The organism is Capsulimonas corticalis, from assembly GCF_003574315.2.
GTDB lineage: Bacteria > Armatimonadota > Armatimonadia > Armatimonadales > Capsulimonadaceae > Capsulimonas > Capsulimonas corticalis.
In genome coordinates this window covers 7,335,289-7,351,146 of record NZ_AP025739.1, presented here as the reverse complement: position 1 = coordinate 7,351,146, position 15,858 = coordinate 7,335,289, and the positions used below count along the sequence as shown (strand labels likewise).

Sequence of the window (15,858 nt, the reverse complement as noted above, 5' to 3'; positions counted from 1 at the left end):
TGTCACGCGCGAACGACGGGAATCCCAAGATCAAGGTACGGCGCGATGAGCTTTTCCGGGACATCCCGCTCGGTAATAATGCTGCTCGCCTCGCTGACCGGACCGATGAGATAGGGCGATGCGGCGCCGAGCTTTTCGGCGGAGGCGAGCACGACGGTGTCCGCCGCTTGATCGCTGAGCAGGCGCTTCATATAGCTTTCCTCCAGGTCCCCGGTGGTCAGGCCAGCGTCGGGGTGGATCCCGGTCACGCCCATGAAGTAAGTATCGGCCCGGATGCGCTTCAGAGTCTCGATCGCCGCCGCGCCGACCGTCACCACGGAGTGTTTGAACAAACGCCCCCCAATCACCACGACCTCCACCGATGGGTGCTGGGCCAGCTCCACCGCGATGCTGGGGCTGTGCGTCACCACCGTCGCCACAAGATCCGGCGGCAGATGGCGCGCGAGCTGCACGGCGGTTGTCCCGCCATCCAAGATCACCACCTGACCTGGCCTCACCATCCGCGCGCCCGCCTGCCCGATCCGCACCTTTGCCTGCGGCGCAATGCGCTGACGCCCCGCGAAGTCCACCACGGCGGGCGACGCCGGCAGCGCGCCGCCATGCACGCGCTGCAGCAGGCCCTCCTGGGCCAGTTCACGCAGATCGCGCCGGATCGTGTCCTCCGAGAGCCCGAGCTCCAGGCTGAGCGTCTTCGCGATAATCTGTCCATCTCGCTGTAACACGGCGAGGATGTGCTGCTTGCGGTGAGTGGTTAGCATAATTTTTTTTTGCCCGTTATTGCATGATTCTGCACGAAATATGCAATAACGGAGTCTGGTAAATGGAAATGCGTAATTTCGTGCAGATTCATGCGCGATTGTACCCGACAAAAGCACGAAGAAGGATGAAAACCATGCAGAGCAATGAAAAGGGACTGATGATTTTGATCGCCGGTCCATACCGATCCGGGACCGGCGACGATCCCGGGAAGCTGGCGGCGAATGTGCGGATGATGGAGGAATTGGCGCTCCCGATTTTTCGCGCCGGGCATGTGCCGGTGGTGGGAGAGTGGTTCGCGCTGCCGCTCGTCGCGCTCGCCGGTTCGGAGCGGGTGGGGGATGCGCCGTTCCAGGAGATCTTTCACCCGATCGCCGAGCGGCTTCTGGCGCGCTGCGACGCGGTTTTGCGTGTCGGCGGCCCCTCCGAAGGGGCGGACCTGATGGTGGCGACGGCGCGAAATCACGGCCTGCGCGTGTTTGAGCGCGTGGCGGACATTCCCGGCTGTTCGCGGGTCTCCTCCGGCGGCGAGTTTAGCCGATAAGCCAGGGCGGGATGGGCTCTTCGCGGTCCTTTTCCACGACGATCGTGGTGCCCGAACTGTTCGTGAGGAGCCAGACGCGGTCCGCGGTCTGGAGCGTCAGTTTCAGGCCGTGGCCGAAGCTGTCGGCGGTGGTGTAGCCCTTTTCCAGCATGGCGCGCGGGAGGTGGTCGATATGGATCCCCTGACCGCGATCCTCGATCCAGACTTGGATGACGCCGTCGTCGCTGATCGAGACGCAGCCCTGTCCGTCGCGGGCGTGGACGACGGCGTTCATCGCCGTTTCGCTGACCGCCGTGGCGAGATCGTAAATTCTGTCTTTGGTGAACTCCGCAGCTTCCGCGGCGTGGATGGCGCGGTGGCGGAATTCCGGCAGCGTTTCCCGGGTGATTGGAATAAGATTCGCCGGGCGCGGGGGCAGCTCGGCGCTATTCTCCGCCAGGCGCAGCTTGCCGTTGGTGACGTTCTTCAGGACATCGCGCAGAAAGCCCCATCGCCACAGGGCGTCGGTCTGCGTCTTGGCCAGCAGCCGCGCGTTCTCGGCTTCCGTCTGCTTGCGCTCGGTGATATCCCGCAGATAGATCGTGAACAAAAGCCGGTCGTCCAGCGGAACGGCCACCGCCGACATCTCGACTGGGAACGAACGCCCGTCCTTGCCGACGCCAATGACTTCGAGCCGCGCGCTGCGCTCGGGGTCCTGCTCGGAGCCGATCAATTGCGCGATCTCCGGCTCGCTCCTATCGTCGTGCGACGACAGCACGATCAGGCCGGACAGGGGGCGTCCGATCGCTTCATCCCGGGAATAGCCGAACACCTTTTCCGAGGCGGGATTCCACTCCAGAACGGTTTCGCCGCTGTCGATCGTGATGATGGCGTCGATCGACGCGTCCAGAATCGCCGCTTTCAGCGTGCGGGCCGAATCTTCGCTGCGCCGCGCCTGGTCGTACGAGCGCCCCAGGGCGTCTAGGCACCGCCGGAGCTCCAGCTCCGTCAGCACTTGCTGCGTCAGCACCTTCATCGCCTTGAACTGCGCCGGCGTCAGGTCGCGCGGCTTGGTGTCGATCGCGCAGAGCGTGCCCAGCGCGTAGCCCTCGCTATTCGTCAGCGGGAATCCGGCGTAGAACCGGATATACGGCGCTCCCGTCACCAGATCGTTGTCCGCGAAGCGTGGATCGCTGCTGGCGTCGTTGATAATCATCGGCGACTGCTGGCGGATCGTATGCGCGCAGAAAGAAAGACGCCGATGGGTCTCGTCGATTGTGATCCCCACCTTGGATTTGAACCACTGCCTCTCCGCATCCACCAGGCTGACCAGGGTGATCGGCACGTCACACAGCGCCGCCGCAAGCTCGGTGATGTTGTCGTAGCGTTCTTCGGGAGGAGTATCGAGAACGCCGTATTGGCGCAGCGCCATGAGGCGCTGGGATTCATCCGTGGGGAATTCCGTTGTCATGAGTGTCGTCTATCTTTTCTCACGAGAGAGCATGCTGGTCGTCATTTATTTTACCATGACCTTTCTCACCCGCGCCACTCCGCCGAGCGGACATTTTGTTTTGTGGCGCGATGATTGCGGTTCAGGTCAGTAAGCGATCGAGGCGGCCACGACTTTGTTTTTGCCGGTATGCTTGGCCTGATACAGGGCCGTGTCAGCCTCGCGCACGATGGGATCGATGCTGTAATAGCTTTCGCGCGTCCAGCTGACTCCAAAGCTGCACGTCACTTCGATCTTGCCTTCGATCAGCGCGATGGGCGAGCGATTGACCGCGAGACGAAGCTCCTCCGCGCGCCGGATAGCGGAGTCGCCGTCGCAGTCGTTCAGGATGATCAGGAACTCCTCGCCCCCGTAACGCCCCACGGCGTCGGAGGTGCGTACGCACGCCTTCAGCCGCTTTGCCGTCTCCTGAAGAACGATGTCGCCGACCTGGTGTCCGTTGGTGTCGTTGATCTGCTTGAAGCCGTCGAGGTCGGCCATCACGACCGCGACCGAGCGTTTGTTCTGCTTGGCGTCGATAAGATCGCCCGCGAGATGTTCGAAGATGACGCGGCGGTTCCAAAGTCCCGTCAGGTTGTCCTCGGTCGCCAGTTTTCGCAGCTTCTCCTGCTCCGCCTCCAGTTCCCCCTTGATGACCATCAGATCAAGATGGGCCAATCGCGCGCGTTCTTCGCTGACTTTGAGAGAGCGTTCGGCTTGTTTGCGGACCGTAATGTCGCGCAGAAGGCCGATCACTCCCGCCTCCATGAACGGCGCCAGGCGCGCTTCGTAGAAATATTCCTGATGGTCGTGCGTAAACTCGTACTCAAAGTTGAGCGGAGCATGGGAGGCGCGGATCTGCTCCAGCGCCTCCCGAAACTGTCCGGCGCAGCGGTGGTGAGACGTCTCATCCAAAACGCGCAGGCAGATATCGGAGCGGTCGATATCCGAGGGAACGAGCGGAATGATCGCGTTTCGGGAATCGATGCGAAACAAAAAGTCCGGCAGCGCCTGCAAAATGGCTCGGAGTTCCGCGTTCGACTCAAACAGCTCGGCGGAGCTCAGATCCACGGCGCGTTCGAGCAGCCGCCGGCTGGAGTCGGAGTCTCCGTATGCTTGATTGACCGCAGCCAGAAAAGCGCGCCAATCTTCCGGAATCTCTTCCGTGATTTTTACGTGCCGCTTGAGCTGTCGCCGCAGGAGAGCATGATAGTCTTGCATGAAGAATCTGACTGTGAGACGCGCCGTCCCACGCGACCAAAAAAAATACTTGTTACGCCTTAATTATCGTCAGATTCACCGTAATTCTGTAGACATCCCGGCCCGGGAGATCCCCGGGCCGGCGCGGCGCTAACCGCCGCTGAGAGAGACGCGCACGTCGTTCCCTTTGGACGAAGCGTCGTTGTTGCGCAGCGTGAAGATCAGGTCCTTGAGCTGCGTTCCCGCCGGAATACAGAAGATGACCGGGAACTCCATTTTGGAGCCAGGCAGGAGCGGCTCCGTTTGGGCGGGCGCGCCGGAGAAATCGTAGGCGATGGGCGTGAACGCGTGCCCCTGATCGTCGGTCAGCGCGGTGTTGGAGCCGCCTTCGGCTACCCAGAACGTCTGCTTCGTCTTCTGGCCGTTCGCGATGGCGCAGCGAACGATGATGAGCGTGTCCGCCGCCGGCGCCGAAAAGGTGCGCGTGCTGGTGTTATAGCTGACGTCGGAGCCGTAACTGTACGGCTCGCCCTGCGTCTTCAGCGCATAAGTGCTGGCCGTTTCGACGCCGGTGACTTTGAACCGCCACTTTCCGTCAAAGAGCTGATCTCCGATCTTACCCTTGACCACGCCCGCGATCTGATTCGCGCCGCCCGCCTCGATCAGCTCGTAGCCTCCCGGCCGTTTGGCGACAACTCTTCCTATCGACTTCGCGATATCGGAGACCTTGACGTATGCGACGCCGTCGATCATCCGCACACTGGTCGAGGCGACTTTGCCGTCCACCACCAGGTTCGCGCCAAGCGCCGTCGCGCTCATCAGAGCCGTCGCCGCGGCCAGGCCCGTCAGCGTCACTGCATTGACGAAAGTGATCATGGTATTTCTCCTCTTATCGCATAGCCATCGGCGCATTGTAGCACATCGCAATTCTTCATGAAACAGGGAAGCGGGACACGATGCCCGAATGGTCCCCGGGTATAATCGGTGGACGGAGTTATGGGAACGTTAGCTTAACGGAAAAGCGCTCCTTCTCACGGGAAGATCCGAGTTCAAATCTCGGCCGTTCCCTCTTCTTGATCACCCATGCCACTCACGGAACAACAATTGGAAGCGTGTTATCGGACGCTACAGGAGATCGCGCGGGATCCGTCGGTGATCGACGATCACGATGGCCTTAAGACGATTATCGCCAAGATCCACCGGGAGGGCAAGCGCGGGCAGAATCAGCGGCGGCGCGAGGAGCGCGTCCAGGCCGATCGAGACCTGCGCGCCCAAACCGTGATTGTCCGGGAGCAGTCGCCGGCGAACTCTGCGCCGATGCTAGCGGAGCACGCCGGCGATTCGTTTGTCGAAACAGTCGGCGCGGCGTCGCGGCCGATTCGCTGCTATGTTTGCAAGGAGCTTTACACCGAACTGCACTTCCATTACCATCTGCTCTGTCCGGAGTGCGCCGGCGTTCACTACGCCAAGCGCGGCCAGCGGGCGGACCTCGCGGGCCGGACGGCGCTGATCACCGGCGGGCGGATCAAGATCGGTTATGAGATGGCTCTGCGCCTGCTGCGCGACGGCGCGCGCGTGATCGTGACGACCCGGTTTCCCATCGACGCGGCGGAGCGTTTTGCGGCGGAGCCGGACAGCGCCGCCTGGCTCGATCGTCTGCTAATCTCTCGGATCGACCTGCGCGACATACGCGCCGTGGAAGAACTCGCGGCCCATCTGCTGCAAACCGAAGCCGCCCTGGATATCGTCATTCATAACGCCGCCCAGACGGTGAAACGCACGGCGGATTTCTACCAGGAACTGCTCGCGAAGGAGAACTTTGCGGCGCTGGGGGAGCCCGTGCGGCGTCTTCTGACTGCGGACGACGCGCCGTATGAGAGATCGGATACCGAAGCGAACTCTCTTTTGCCGGGCCGGTACGACCACTACGGGCAGCCGATCGATCGGCGCGCCAGCAACAGCTGGTCTTTGCGATTGGACGAAGTGGAGACGGTCGAGATGCTGGAGGTGCAGCTGGTGAATGTCACCGCGCCGTTCGTGCTGAACAGTCGGCTCAAGCCGCTGCTCCTGCGTTCGCCCCACGCGCGCCGTTTCATCGTGAACGTCTCGGCGATGGAGGGGCAGTTCGACCGCCCGAGCAAGACCATCTTCCATCCGCACACCAACATGGCGAAGGCCGCGCTCAATATGATGACGCGGACATCGGCGGCGGATTACGCGCGCGACGGCGTCTACATGAACAGCGTGGATACGGGATGGATCACCGACGAAAATCCCTATCCCAAGCACCTTCAGATGCGCGCCGTTCAGGATTTTTATACGCCGCTCGATCTGATCGACGGAATGGCGCGCATCTACGATCCCATCGCGCAGGGTCTCCTGAGTGATTCGGAGCCGCTGCACGGGCATTTTCTCAAAGACTACAAGCCGTATCCCTGGTAGGGTGGAGCCAATCACGCATATGGAAACTGGCAATCAAACGACGCTGCACTGTCCGCTCACCAAGAAGCCGATCCCCGCGTTTTGCGATGTGAGGGAGCTGGACCCGCTGCTCGCTTATCTCCGAGGAAATCGCCTGCCGTCCGACACCCTGATGTTTCCCCGAGGAGCCGTTACGCCCGACGGGCGTCTCGATCTGTGCAAGCAAGATATCGGTCCGGAGGGCGCCCGCGTGGTGACCGGCGTTTTGGCGCATAACACCGCCATTCAGAGCCTGCTGCTTGGAACGAACGGGATCGGCGACGCCGGCGCGGCGAGCGTCGCGCGGCTCATTGAGGATGGGGGCGCCGTTCAGGTCGCTTACCTGGGCTGCAATTTGATCGGCCCACGCGGCGCGGAGCGGCTGTCGGAGACGCTTGCGCGGAACAAGAGCGTGACCGGGCTGTGGCTGAAACGCAATCCCATCGGCCCGGACGGCGCCCGGGCGGTGGCGCGGATGCTGGAGAAGAACACCGCTATTCGGACGGTTGATTTGGTCAATACGCAGATCGGCGCCGATGGCCTGGAAGCCGTCCTCAGCGCCTTGACATCACGCAACCAGACCGTCAAGCGTCTCTACCTGGCCGGTCTTTATCTTGAGCCCGAACAGGCGCAAGGGATCGCCGATCTGCTCGCGTCGAACAGCAGCCTTGAAGCGGTGTACCTCGCCGCGAACTTACTCGGCGATCGCGGCGCCGCGATCATTGCCGAAGGATTGAGTCAAAACACGACGCTGCAAGAGCTTGGCCTGGCGAGTAACGGCCTCACTTCGGCAGGCGCCGCGTCGATCGCGAAGGCGCTGACCGGACACCCCGCGCTGACAACGCTTGACCTTGGCTACTGCCGGTCCACGCGCGTTCTGGGCGTACAATCCAATGTCATTGACGATTTGGGCGCCCGGGCGATTTCGGAGATGATCGCCGCCAATCCCGTTCTGGGGCGCTGCGACCTGCGCCGCAACCGTATCTCCCAGGCCGGCGCTGTCGCCATGGGCGAGATTCTCGGAGGCGACCTTCGCCCGCGCCGCATTCTGCTGGACGATCCGCAGGACACCGCCCTCCGCGAGATGATCGGGAACCTCGTCGGCCCGAAGCGATATCTCGACCGAACGCCGGATATCGCGGCGATCCAGAGCGTTTACCGGACCAAAGTCCTGCATTGACCGGTTCGTTGGGTGCGCCTGATTTTTGTTACAGCCGAACGTTTAACAAAGATCAGTCACACCCCGGTTCGTCACCAGCCGCGCGCCCTGGCTTCCTGCGTCAGCACGCGGAAGGCCGCTTTGTCCTTGCCCTCCCAGGTGCGCAGGCCCAGAGTTTGCAAATATTCTCGGAAGGGCGGGGCGTTTACGCCGTAGTAGCGCGCGAAACCGTCCATATCCGCCGTGGATTTGTCGTTCAGCCAGCTGAATGAGACCAAGGGGATCTGGGCGGCGTGGGCGTCCCACGCCCGGAACACCTGCGTTACAAACTCCGCCTGCCTGGTCTCCGAACTCAGGCACAGCGCGCCCGAAGGGCAGCCCGCTTCCATCAGCGCGATTTTGCGGTTCGGGTAGAGACGCGCCAGCCGGTCAAAATCCCGGGACGCCGTCCCAGGCGCCTTCACCGTAAAGTCCGTATTCAGCGGATAGTAAGTGACCATCACCCAATCGCTCGCCGCGTTCAGCGTCTTCACCTCGCCGCGCGCCGCGCCCGTGACGCCTTCGAATGTGACGGGGACACCGATTGGCAGGTCGGGATGCTTCGCTTGGATTCGACGGCGCACGGCGGCGAAGAAGCGCCGGTACCGCGCCCATTTCCCGGCGTCGGTCCCAAAATCGATATTTACCTCATTGCCGACGCCGAGCGACGCCAGCGGAACATCGGGGATCTGCGCGAACACATAATCCATCATCTTCCCAAATCGCTCTTCCACGACATCCGAATCCATCGGCTGACCGCGCAGATCGGCGGGCATGTGCGGCCCGTTCGTATCGAGAGGCCGAATGCAAAGGCTGACTCTGACATGCTGCGCCGGATAGTACGCATTCGCCGCCTGAAGACTCGCATTGTGATACTGCCCTGGCTCGGACTCAATATCGTCCCAATTGATCGACACGGAAACGACCTGCGCCCCCGCCTTCTTGGCGATCTGGAACGCCGTATCGTAGCCGCCGTCCCGCGCGGCTTGCACGTCCATGCCGAGCAGTCGATTACCCTTCGGCGTTTGGGCGAAACCCTGTGACGCCGCAACCAGCGCGGCAAACGCCATCGCCAATACAATCCCATTCGATAAATATCTCATGATCGAAGATACGATGGAGTACGGATTTTGTTTCGCGCGCCTTCGTGGGCGGAATGTCTTGAAAGGAACGGCGGCGCGTAAATCGGCGTTTCATGTCTGTTCAGTCGCAGGATAACAGGGATGAGAGGAAATACCGATGAACCCATCTTCGCGTGTCGCCCCGCAGCCGGGTCAGGAATCCGTTTGGGACTATCCCAGGCCGCCGCGCATCGAGCAGTCGGAAAAACATCTCGAAATTATGTTTGGAGGAATGCTGATAGTCGACACTCGTCACGCATGGCGGATCCTCGAAACGAGCCATCCGCCCGTCTATTACATTCCGCAAGACGACATTCGTATGGACTTTCTGACGCCCGCAAAGCTCCAGACGTTCTGCGAGTGGAAGGGCATGGCGTCCTATTGGAATCTGACCGTCAGCGTGAAGACATCCGGGCACGCCGCCTGGTCCTATCCCAATCCTGTCGACGCTTACCTCGCGCTCAAAGACCATCTGGCGTTTTATCCCGGTAAGATGGACGAATGCCGTGTCAACGGCGAAGTCGTGATGGCTCAGTCCGGAGATTTTTACGGCGGCTGGATTACGCACGACATTGTGGGACCCTTCAAAGGCTAAACTGTCCCGTATGACTGGGCGCCGCTTTCATGGAGAGCATATAGGTGCAAGGAGAACGAATGATGCCGGAATTGACGCCGCCCGTGAGCGAGCAGGACCATCGCGAGGGACCGGACAGCGCGCCTGTGACGCTGGTGGAGTATGGCGACTTCGAATGTCCCTACTGCGCGCAGGCGCACGAGATCGTCAAGGAACTTCATAAACAACTCGGCGATCGCCTGCGGATCGTGTTCCGAAATTTTCCCCTGGTCGATATCCACCCCTACGCCCAGCTTGCCGCCGAAGCGGCGGAGGCCGCCGGCGCGCAGGGCCAATACTGGGAGATGCACGATACGCTGTACGATCATCAAGAGGATCTGAACGCGGCGAGCCTGACCCAGTACGCCGAGGATCTTTCGCTGGATGTCGAGCGCTTCACCCGCGAACTCTCCGAGCACACGTACGCCACGCGAGTCCGCGACGACTTTGACGGAGGACTCGCCAGCGGTGTCCCGGGAACGCCGACCTTCTTCATCAACGGCCTGCATCACAAAGGCCCATTGGACTTCGAGACGCTCCTCAAGGCAATCTTGCGCGCCGAGCGAAAATAACCGGCGTCATTTGACTTGCGGCAAGGCGATGATCTTCTTGGCGATTGCCGCCGCGCGATTTTTGCCTTGCTGGCCCGCCAGAAACTCCGACAGTTTACCGGAGGGCGGACCTGCGCTCAGCTCAATCGACAGTTCATGGAACGCCTCCAGAACGGAGCCCAGAGATGCGGCGGACGTCGGCGGGGCGGTTTCCAGGGCGGTGGCGAGACCGGCGTAGAGAACCCGGGAGTGTCGTTCGGACACGCGGCTTGCCTGTTCGACGCGCCGGGTGACGCGCGGCATTGTCACCTGCTCCCAGGCAAACAGAAGCGTCAGGATTTGCGACATTCTGTGCTCATTCAGTCGCCCGTCGGCAATTGCCGATATCAAAATGTCCGTCGTCAAGGCGCCTTCGTCGGCGTTTTTTGCGGCAAGACCAAGAGCCATGAGCGTCAGGGCCATCAGTCCAAGTTTTGTGCTCGGGTCGAGGAGCGGCGCCAGAAACTCACGGTTACCCCACCTCGCCTCCCACCAGTCGAGATTGTCGCCGATGGCGCCGCATCCCGCCGCGAACCAGCTTTCGCGGTATCCCGGCCATACGCTTGACGCCCACCGAGTCATGGCGGGCTGCCCCAATCCGGTTCGATAAATCTGAAGAGTGGGGAAATCCAATCCGCATTGCCTGGGAGCCGCCGGTATGGTAGAGATAGATACGTGGTAGAGATGATAAGATGCATATCCCGCCAGGATAATTTCGGAGCGAGGATTGATCTCCGAAAGCCATTGAAATTCGATCTTGCCTGCTTCTGCAATATCTGGGCCTAATCCCGTATGGCGAGCGCCGACCATTGGGTCGTCGGTTTCTGGATCGCGTGCGCGAGAGGCCGCCGCCCAGAGCGCGGCGTCCGCGCCCACCGCGCCATGGTCGGCTCCTAGCGCGTGACGTACAGCTTCGCCGGTTTCGCCCTTTAGCTGCGTCGCAAGCGCCAGGGCCTCCGCGCGTTCGTCTCGACTGAGACGAAGCAGCGACTGAATAAGATCCAGACGATTCGGCGCGCTGGTCTGGTCGGCCAGGCGCTTCACCAGGGTTATGGGGGAGATCCATGCGCCGCGATGTGTCGGCGCGGACAGGATTGCATCGCTCTTGCCTGCGGAAACCCGCTGGGCGACGCCGCGTACGCGGGCTGCCAGAAAATCCTCCAGACCTATTACCTTCTGATCCACAGGCTCCTTGGGCGACTCACCGTCCAGCCACGCTCTCGCAAGTTCCGAGAAGACCGTTCGAACGGAGGCGCCATGGAAGGAATATCCATCATTCTCGCCGCGAAATTTGCGCGCTCGCTTTTGCAGTGGCCCAGTGAGGCGATGGAAGTCCGGCGGGCGCTCGGCGCCCAAACGTGAAACCCCGTCCAGCACGCGCTCCAGTTCTTCAGGCGGCCCTTCGTTTTCAATCACCGATGCGAAGGCCGCGACAAGCTCTTCGACTGTGCTGATTGGGAGTATCGGCTTGTTTGAGGCCGCCTGTAGTGGTGTGGAAGTGGGCGGCGAGGTCTCCGCCGCGCCGCGCGGAGGGGCGTCGATCGGGGCCGATCCCGTGAATTTCTGAATGGCCTCACGAACGTCTCGGGATTCGTGCTCCAGTGCGGGGAGCACAGCTTCGGCGGCGACCGTATGCAGGCGCGGATCTGTCTTGCTCCAGCGCTCCGTCAGGCGCAGCGCCCGTGTGATGGTCGTCTTGGCGTCCGCGTAGAATACCGGAGGGATCGCCTCCAGTCCGGCAGCGGCCGACATGAGCCCAGCTTTGTCCAGAACCATGACAGCGTTCAGAGCGAATGCGACGGTTGGGGGAATCTTACTGGACAGGAGTTGCAGATAACGCTCCGTGCGCGCGGCGCGCTCGTCCAGCGTCGGCTTCAGAGCCTCATGGAAGCGAGAAAACCAACCGGCGCGGTATTCGTGGAAGTCCCGCGACAGGGCATCCAGAGCAGCGTCGAGAAGTCGTTCTCGGGAGATCCTGCCCTCCTCCGCAAGCTCCAAAAGCGCGTGTGACCATTTGGACTTTCCGTACTTCTCCGAATTGTTCAGGCTGACAGCGCTGTCGCCTTCAATCTCGAAGAGCCTCCATAGCTCATTGTCCAGCAGATCGGGATCTCTGAGCAGGAACGCTTTGACATCGTTCTGCGCCGCACGTTCCGTCATCCATAGAAAATATCGATCCGACTGTGGCTGCGGGCAAATCCCTTCGCGCACGAGACGGCGGACCACCGCCCAGTCCGATGCATTGCGGAGAAGCGTCCACTCGCACCACGCCGCGAGCCATTCCGGGCGTCTCGCCGCCATGATGTCGTAGGCGCTATCCTCCCACAGAAAGAAGTTGAGTTTCTGGATTTCAGAAAGGCTCGCTGTCCCAAGAACGGCGAGCGCGGCGGAGGTGTGACAATCGCGTTGATTCCAGGCTGGTCGTTCATTCTCAATCACCGCATGGAGCGCTTGAAACGCGTTTTGGCGTTCACGTTGAAGGGCTTGAATTGCCGAAGGAGCCGCCGAGCGGCGCTCCGACTCGCTCCACTTCGAGAGAAGCTGGATAATGTTTGCGGTATCGCCGCTTGCGATGGCGTTTTCTAAATCGGTCGGCATGCTATTCCTGCGTTGGAGATTCCGAGACAAGAGCCATTTGAACGGCGAGGATATGTTTGCAGGGACCGCGTTCACCGTGATGCTTCGCGGACCAGACGCAGGTGCATGCGGCGCCGTCTTCGGTGAAGATAACTCGATATTCCACGTCTTTGCTGCGCACCCATGCTTTGACGGGATTCGTGGCGCTTTCGATTGTGACGCCGGCGTCCAGCAGTAACTTGCCGGCGTCTTTGAGGCGGGGCTGATGCGCTGGGATTTTGGAGCGGTCGAAAGGGAGCTCCCGATGGAAATAAGCGCGCTGATGCAGATCGTAGCCGACCAGTCCCGAGGCGGAGCACTGCGCGAGCGCCCATGCAATCGCCTGTTGATCCACTCCCGATTCTGCGGCGAGCGCGGCCGGAACAATTGTCTTTTGCCATCGCAGCGCCGCTTTGACGGCGCCCATCGCGTGTTCGGCGGCGGGGGCGGCGAGTGTCTCCAGCACTTGACCTTCGCCGGAAAACCCGCGCCACGTATCGGGACTGAGCACGAGGACGAGACGCGAATCCGGTGTCGTAAGCTCCCATGCGCAGCCTCCGCCGGCTGCGGGCGCGTAAACGCGGACGTCGAGCGCGTGGCGAGCAACCGCCTCCAGCAAGCGCAGTCGCGATGCGCCTCCGACGCACACGGCGTCGGCTCCTGGCTGTGAGCTCATGCGCAAACCACGGGCCGTTTTTGAGATCCAAATCTCATTCTTGACGTCCCGAGGCAGTTCGCGCAGAAACTTACGGAACTCCGGGCCGGAAACATCCAGGCGCGGCTCCATCCGCGCCTGGCAAGCCTGCGCCTCCACAAACCCGCGCAGCCAGCGCGCGGGGAGCGTGACCTTGCGCTCAATTGTGGCTTCTCCCTCACTGTGCACTAAAAATCCTTCGGATCCGACCGTCATCTCCAGCGGGGTATTCTCACGAACGCGGCTAAGCGCCGCCCGCATGTGGCTATTGATGTTGACGTTTGTCGTTCCCGAACCGAAGAAGTCGCCATGCATAGCGTTAGGAAGCAGGTCAAGCCGAGCGTAGACGCCGCCGCAGGATGAGAAACCTTCAAAGCGGATTTGGCCCGCGCCGCAGGTAATCACAGGGTCGGACTCAAGAAGCTTTTTGGCGAGCATCGCCGCCGGCGTGTGGAATCGGGATTGAACGACATCGACGACCGAGAGCAGCAGGTCCGATGTGCGCTTGGGATGCAGGACAGCGCCTCGAAAGAACCCCGTCTCTCCATCCTGACCGGCGGTGGTGATCAGCGACAAGACGGGGCGACCAGACGCTTCGGAAAGCATCGACTCACGGCGATAAACGTATGTCTGCTCCCATTCCTGGGCCTGCAACGATGGCATCCGCTCGATCCTGACGTTTCAAAGCTCTGACGCCTCGAACGGAATGGTTCGAGGCGCCGGCGTGAGCGCTGGTTTACGGCGCGTAGACTTCGACTTCGTTGGTGAAGACGAATGTCGGCGCGTAGTCGACGGTGTCGGGGTAGTGGTCGGTGTAGGTGAGGCGGACGTAGCGGGCGGGGGCGCCGGGGAAGCTGAAGCGATGTTTTTCTTCCTTGCGGATTGAGAACATCGTTTTGCCCACGCCGGTGAACTGCTGGCCGTCGGCGCTGATCGAGACTTTGACGGTCTTTGTGGAGCCGAACGGCGGGACGCCGATCACGACCGAGCCGATCTGCTGAACGCTGCCCAAGTCCACGGTCGCCGTCTTGGGGAACACGGGCGAGTCGCCGCTGGCGAAGGTGTGCTGGGAGGTCGATTCCCAGGAGCCGTCGGTCAGGCCGCCAATGCCCCAGCCGTAGGTGTTGGGATCGCTGGCGACATATGTTTTCCCTTGAGCGAGGTCGGGGCCGTTGAGCGGCTTGAGCAGCAGGGCCGGATCCGGCGTCTGCGCGGCGGTTAGCTCGTAGCGGTGAGGCTTGGGCTGCGCGGCGGCGTGGCGGGCGGCGTCCGTGTCCGCTTCTTCGCTGTCGAGAGCGGCCAGGAAGGTCGGCAGCTCCTTTTGCACCGCTTCGGACTTGCTGTCCTGCAAGTGCATCTGGATATCGCGCCAGCGGCGCCAGTGCTCGTCATTGTGCTGCTGGGTTAGCTGGCGGACATCGATCGCCTGGCTGAACATCGGGGTGGGGAGAAGGGCGAGGTTGACGCCCATGGCGAGATCCTGCGCGCTGAAGTCGCCAATCTCATTACCGTCGATGGAAAGCGTATAAGTTCCGTCCTTCAAACCCGTGACCTGGAGCGGCTCCTGGTCGAGCGCCTCAACGAAGTCCGAGGACTTCAAAGAGAGCTGCGTGGCGGCGTCGCCCAGCTCCAGCGGCATCGGAAGCGCGCGGTCGTCCTGCGTCCACGAGATGACTTTCCCCGTTTTCAGGTCCGAGACTTTGGTGTTCTGGGCGTCCGTGACCTTCTTCCCCTTGGCGTCGATCTGCACCTTCGTCACGATCGACGGCGCTCCCCAGGACTTCAGTAACGACTCGGCCATGATGAGATGCCCGGCGTAGCTTGGGTGAACGCGGTCCGGCAGGATCTTTTGCGCGAGGTCGGGATCGGTCGCCTTCGCCGTTGCCAGCATTGCCACGACCGGCGTGTTGAAATCCGTCACGATCGCGCCATACGACGGGCCAAGGCTTTTCACGAAATCGGCGTACTTGATCAGCGTCGCATTGTAGCCTCCGGGGAAACCGGGGGCGCGCGTGACGTCGTCGTAGGGGGAAGGCTGGATCAGCGTAAAGCGGACATTGGGATCGGCCGCCTTGACGCTGTCGAGGATATGCTTGTAGCCCGTCGCATAGGTGTCGAACGTCGGCTGATCGAAGGCTTTATAACCGCCGTCGTTCATGCCCAGCATGATCGTCATGACCGTCGGGTTGTACGCCAGCACGTCGCGCTTCAAACGGATATCGATCGGACCGCCGCCGCCGCCGGTTACACGGTCGCCGCCCCATCCGGAATGGACATAGCGGATATTGAGCGCCGGAAACCGTGTCGAGACATAATTCTCCGTCAGCGTCGTATAAAGGCGCTGCTCCGTGATGCTGTCGCCGTAGAAGACAACCCGGTCTCCGTCCTTGAGTTGGAACGCGCCGTTTCCCTGCGCCCCCGCCGCGCCGGCGGCGAGCAGCACGGCTCCGACCGTCCAGATCGGCAATTTACGAGTGAGCATGCATCTCTCCTTATATCATATGAAGCCAATCATATCACGAATGGCGATAGGATTCAAGGTATTTTTACCGGGAATGCGCAGCTTCATTCTCCCAACTTCAAACCGCGATGAAACTG

The 15,858-nt window shown here is 61.5% G+C and carries 13 protein-coding genes and 1 tRNA gene; 6 read left to right on the top strand and 8 right to left on the bottom strand.

The genetic code is table 11. The features are described from left to right. Positions 1 to 2: 2 nt before the first annotated feature. Entirely contained in the window at positions 3 to 758 is a 756-nt protein-coding gene (locus D5261_RS32010) for a DeoR/GlpR family DNA-binding transcription regulator (RefSeq protein WP_119321831.1), read from the bottom strand. Positions 759 to 892: 134 nt separating this feature from the next. Between D5261_RS32010 and D5261_RS32005 the strand changes: the two genes are divergently transcribed. Then, positions 893 to 1,300, top strand: coding sequence for a DUF4406 domain-containing protein (locus D5261_RS32005; protein ID WP_119321830.1), 408 nt, complete (start codon positions 893 to 895; stop codon positions 1,298 to 1,300). Here D5261_RS32005 and D5261_RS32000 read toward each other — a convergent pair. From D5261_RS32000 to D5261_RS31990, 3 genes are all read right to left on the bottom strand, one after another. Continuing rightward, positions 1,290 to 2,750 carry a PAS domain S-box protein gene (locus D5261_RS32000; RefSeq protein WP_119321829.1) on the bottom strand — a complete coding sequence of 487 codons (1,461 nt, stop codon included), beginning with the start codon at positions 2,748 to 2,750 and terminating at the stop codon, positions 1,290 to 1,292. The genes D5261_RS32005 and D5261_RS32000 overlap by 11 nt on opposite strands. A 126-nt stretch (positions 2,751 to 2,876) precedes the next feature. Next, complete coding sequence (locus tag D5261_RS31995; protein WP_119321828.1) at positions 2,877 to 3,989, bottom strand: sensor domain-containing diguanylate cyclase; 1,113 nt, start codon at positions 3,987 to 3,989, stop codon at positions 2,877 to 2,879. 129 nt (positions 3,990 to 4,118) lie between these two features. Further along, positions 4,119 to 4,844, bottom strand: coding sequence for a hypothetical protein (locus D5261_RS31990; protein ID WP_119321827.1), 726 nt, complete (start codon positions 4,842 to 4,844; stop codon positions 4,119 to 4,121). Between the two features lie 122 nt (positions 4,845 to 4,966). On the opposite strand from D5261_RS31990, the gene D5261_RS31985 reads away from it, so the two are divergent. The 3 genes from D5261_RS31985 to D5261_RS31975 all read left to right on the top strand — a co-directional run bounded on the left by D5261_RS31985 (position 4,967) and on the right by D5261_RS31975 (position 7,608). Then, positions 4,967 to 5,037, top strand: a tRNA-Glu gene (locus D5261_RS31985). 14 nt (positions 5,038 to 5,051) lie between these two features. Further along, positions 5,052 to 6,410 carry an SDR family NAD(P)-dependent oxidoreductase gene (locus tag D5261_RS31980; RefSeq protein WP_119321826.1) on the top strand — a complete coding sequence of 453 codons (1,359 nt, stop codon included), beginning with the start codon at positions 5,052 to 5,054 and terminating at the stop codon, positions 6,408 to 6,410. A 19-nt stretch (positions 6,411 to 6,429) separates the two neighbouring features. Then, positions 6,430 to 7,608, top strand: coding sequence for a leucine-rich repeat domain-containing protein (locus D5261_RS31975; RefSeq protein WP_119321825.1), 1,179 nt, complete (start codon positions 6,430 to 6,432; stop codon positions 7,606 to 7,608). 71 nt (positions 7,609 to 7,679) lie between these two features. On the opposite strand, the gene D5261_RS31970 is transcribed toward D5261_RS31975, so the two are convergent. Then, positions 7,680 to 8,729, bottom strand: a complete 1,050-nt coding sequence (locus D5261_RS31970) for a hypothetical protein (protein ID WP_125206021.1) — start codon at positions 8,727 to 8,729, stop codon at positions 7,680 to 7,682. A 136-nt stretch (positions 8,730 to 8,865) separates the two neighbouring features. On the opposite strand from D5261_RS31970, the gene D5261_RS31965 reads away from it, so the two are divergent. Both D5261_RS31965 and D5261_RS31960 read left to right on the top strand, forming a co-directional pair. Next, a complete protein-coding gene (locus tag D5261_RS31965) occupies positions 8,866 to 9,342 on the top strand; it encodes a DUF427 domain-containing protein (protein ID WP_119321823.1) in 477 nt (158 codons plus the stop codon). 59 nt (positions 9,343 to 9,401) lie between these two features. Beyond that, entirely contained in the window at positions 9,402 to 9,932 is a 531-nt protein-coding gene (locus D5261_RS31960; RefSeq protein WP_119321822.1) for a DsbA family protein, read from the top strand. A 6-nt stretch (positions 9,933 to 9,938) separates the two neighbouring features. Here the strand turns inward: D5261_RS31960 and D5261_RS31955 are convergent, their stop codons facing one another. From D5261_RS31955 to D5261_RS31945, 3 genes are all read right to left on the bottom strand, one after another. Continuing rightward, positions 9,939 to 12,548 carry a DUF6493 family protein gene (locus D5261_RS31955; RefSeq protein ID WP_119321821.1) on the bottom strand — a complete coding sequence of 870 codons (2,610 nt, stop codon included), beginning with the start codon at positions 12,546 to 12,548 and terminating at the stop codon, positions 9,939 to 9,941. Position 12,549: 1 nt separating this feature from the next. After that, on the bottom strand, positions 12,550 to 13,923 hold the full coding sequence (locus tag D5261_RS31950) for an SWIM zinc finger family protein (protein WP_119321820.1): 1,374 nt from the start codon (positions 13,921 to 13,923) through the stop codon (positions 12,550 to 12,552). Between the two features lie 73 nt (positions 13,924 to 13,996). Continuing rightward, on the bottom strand, positions 13,997 to 15,742 hold the full coding sequence (locus D5261_RS31945) for a GDSL-type esterase/lipase family protein (RefSeq protein WP_119321819.1): 1,746 nt from the start codon (positions 15,740 to 15,742) through the stop codon (positions 13,997 to 13,999). Positions 15,743 to 15,858: the final 116 nt, after the last annotated feature.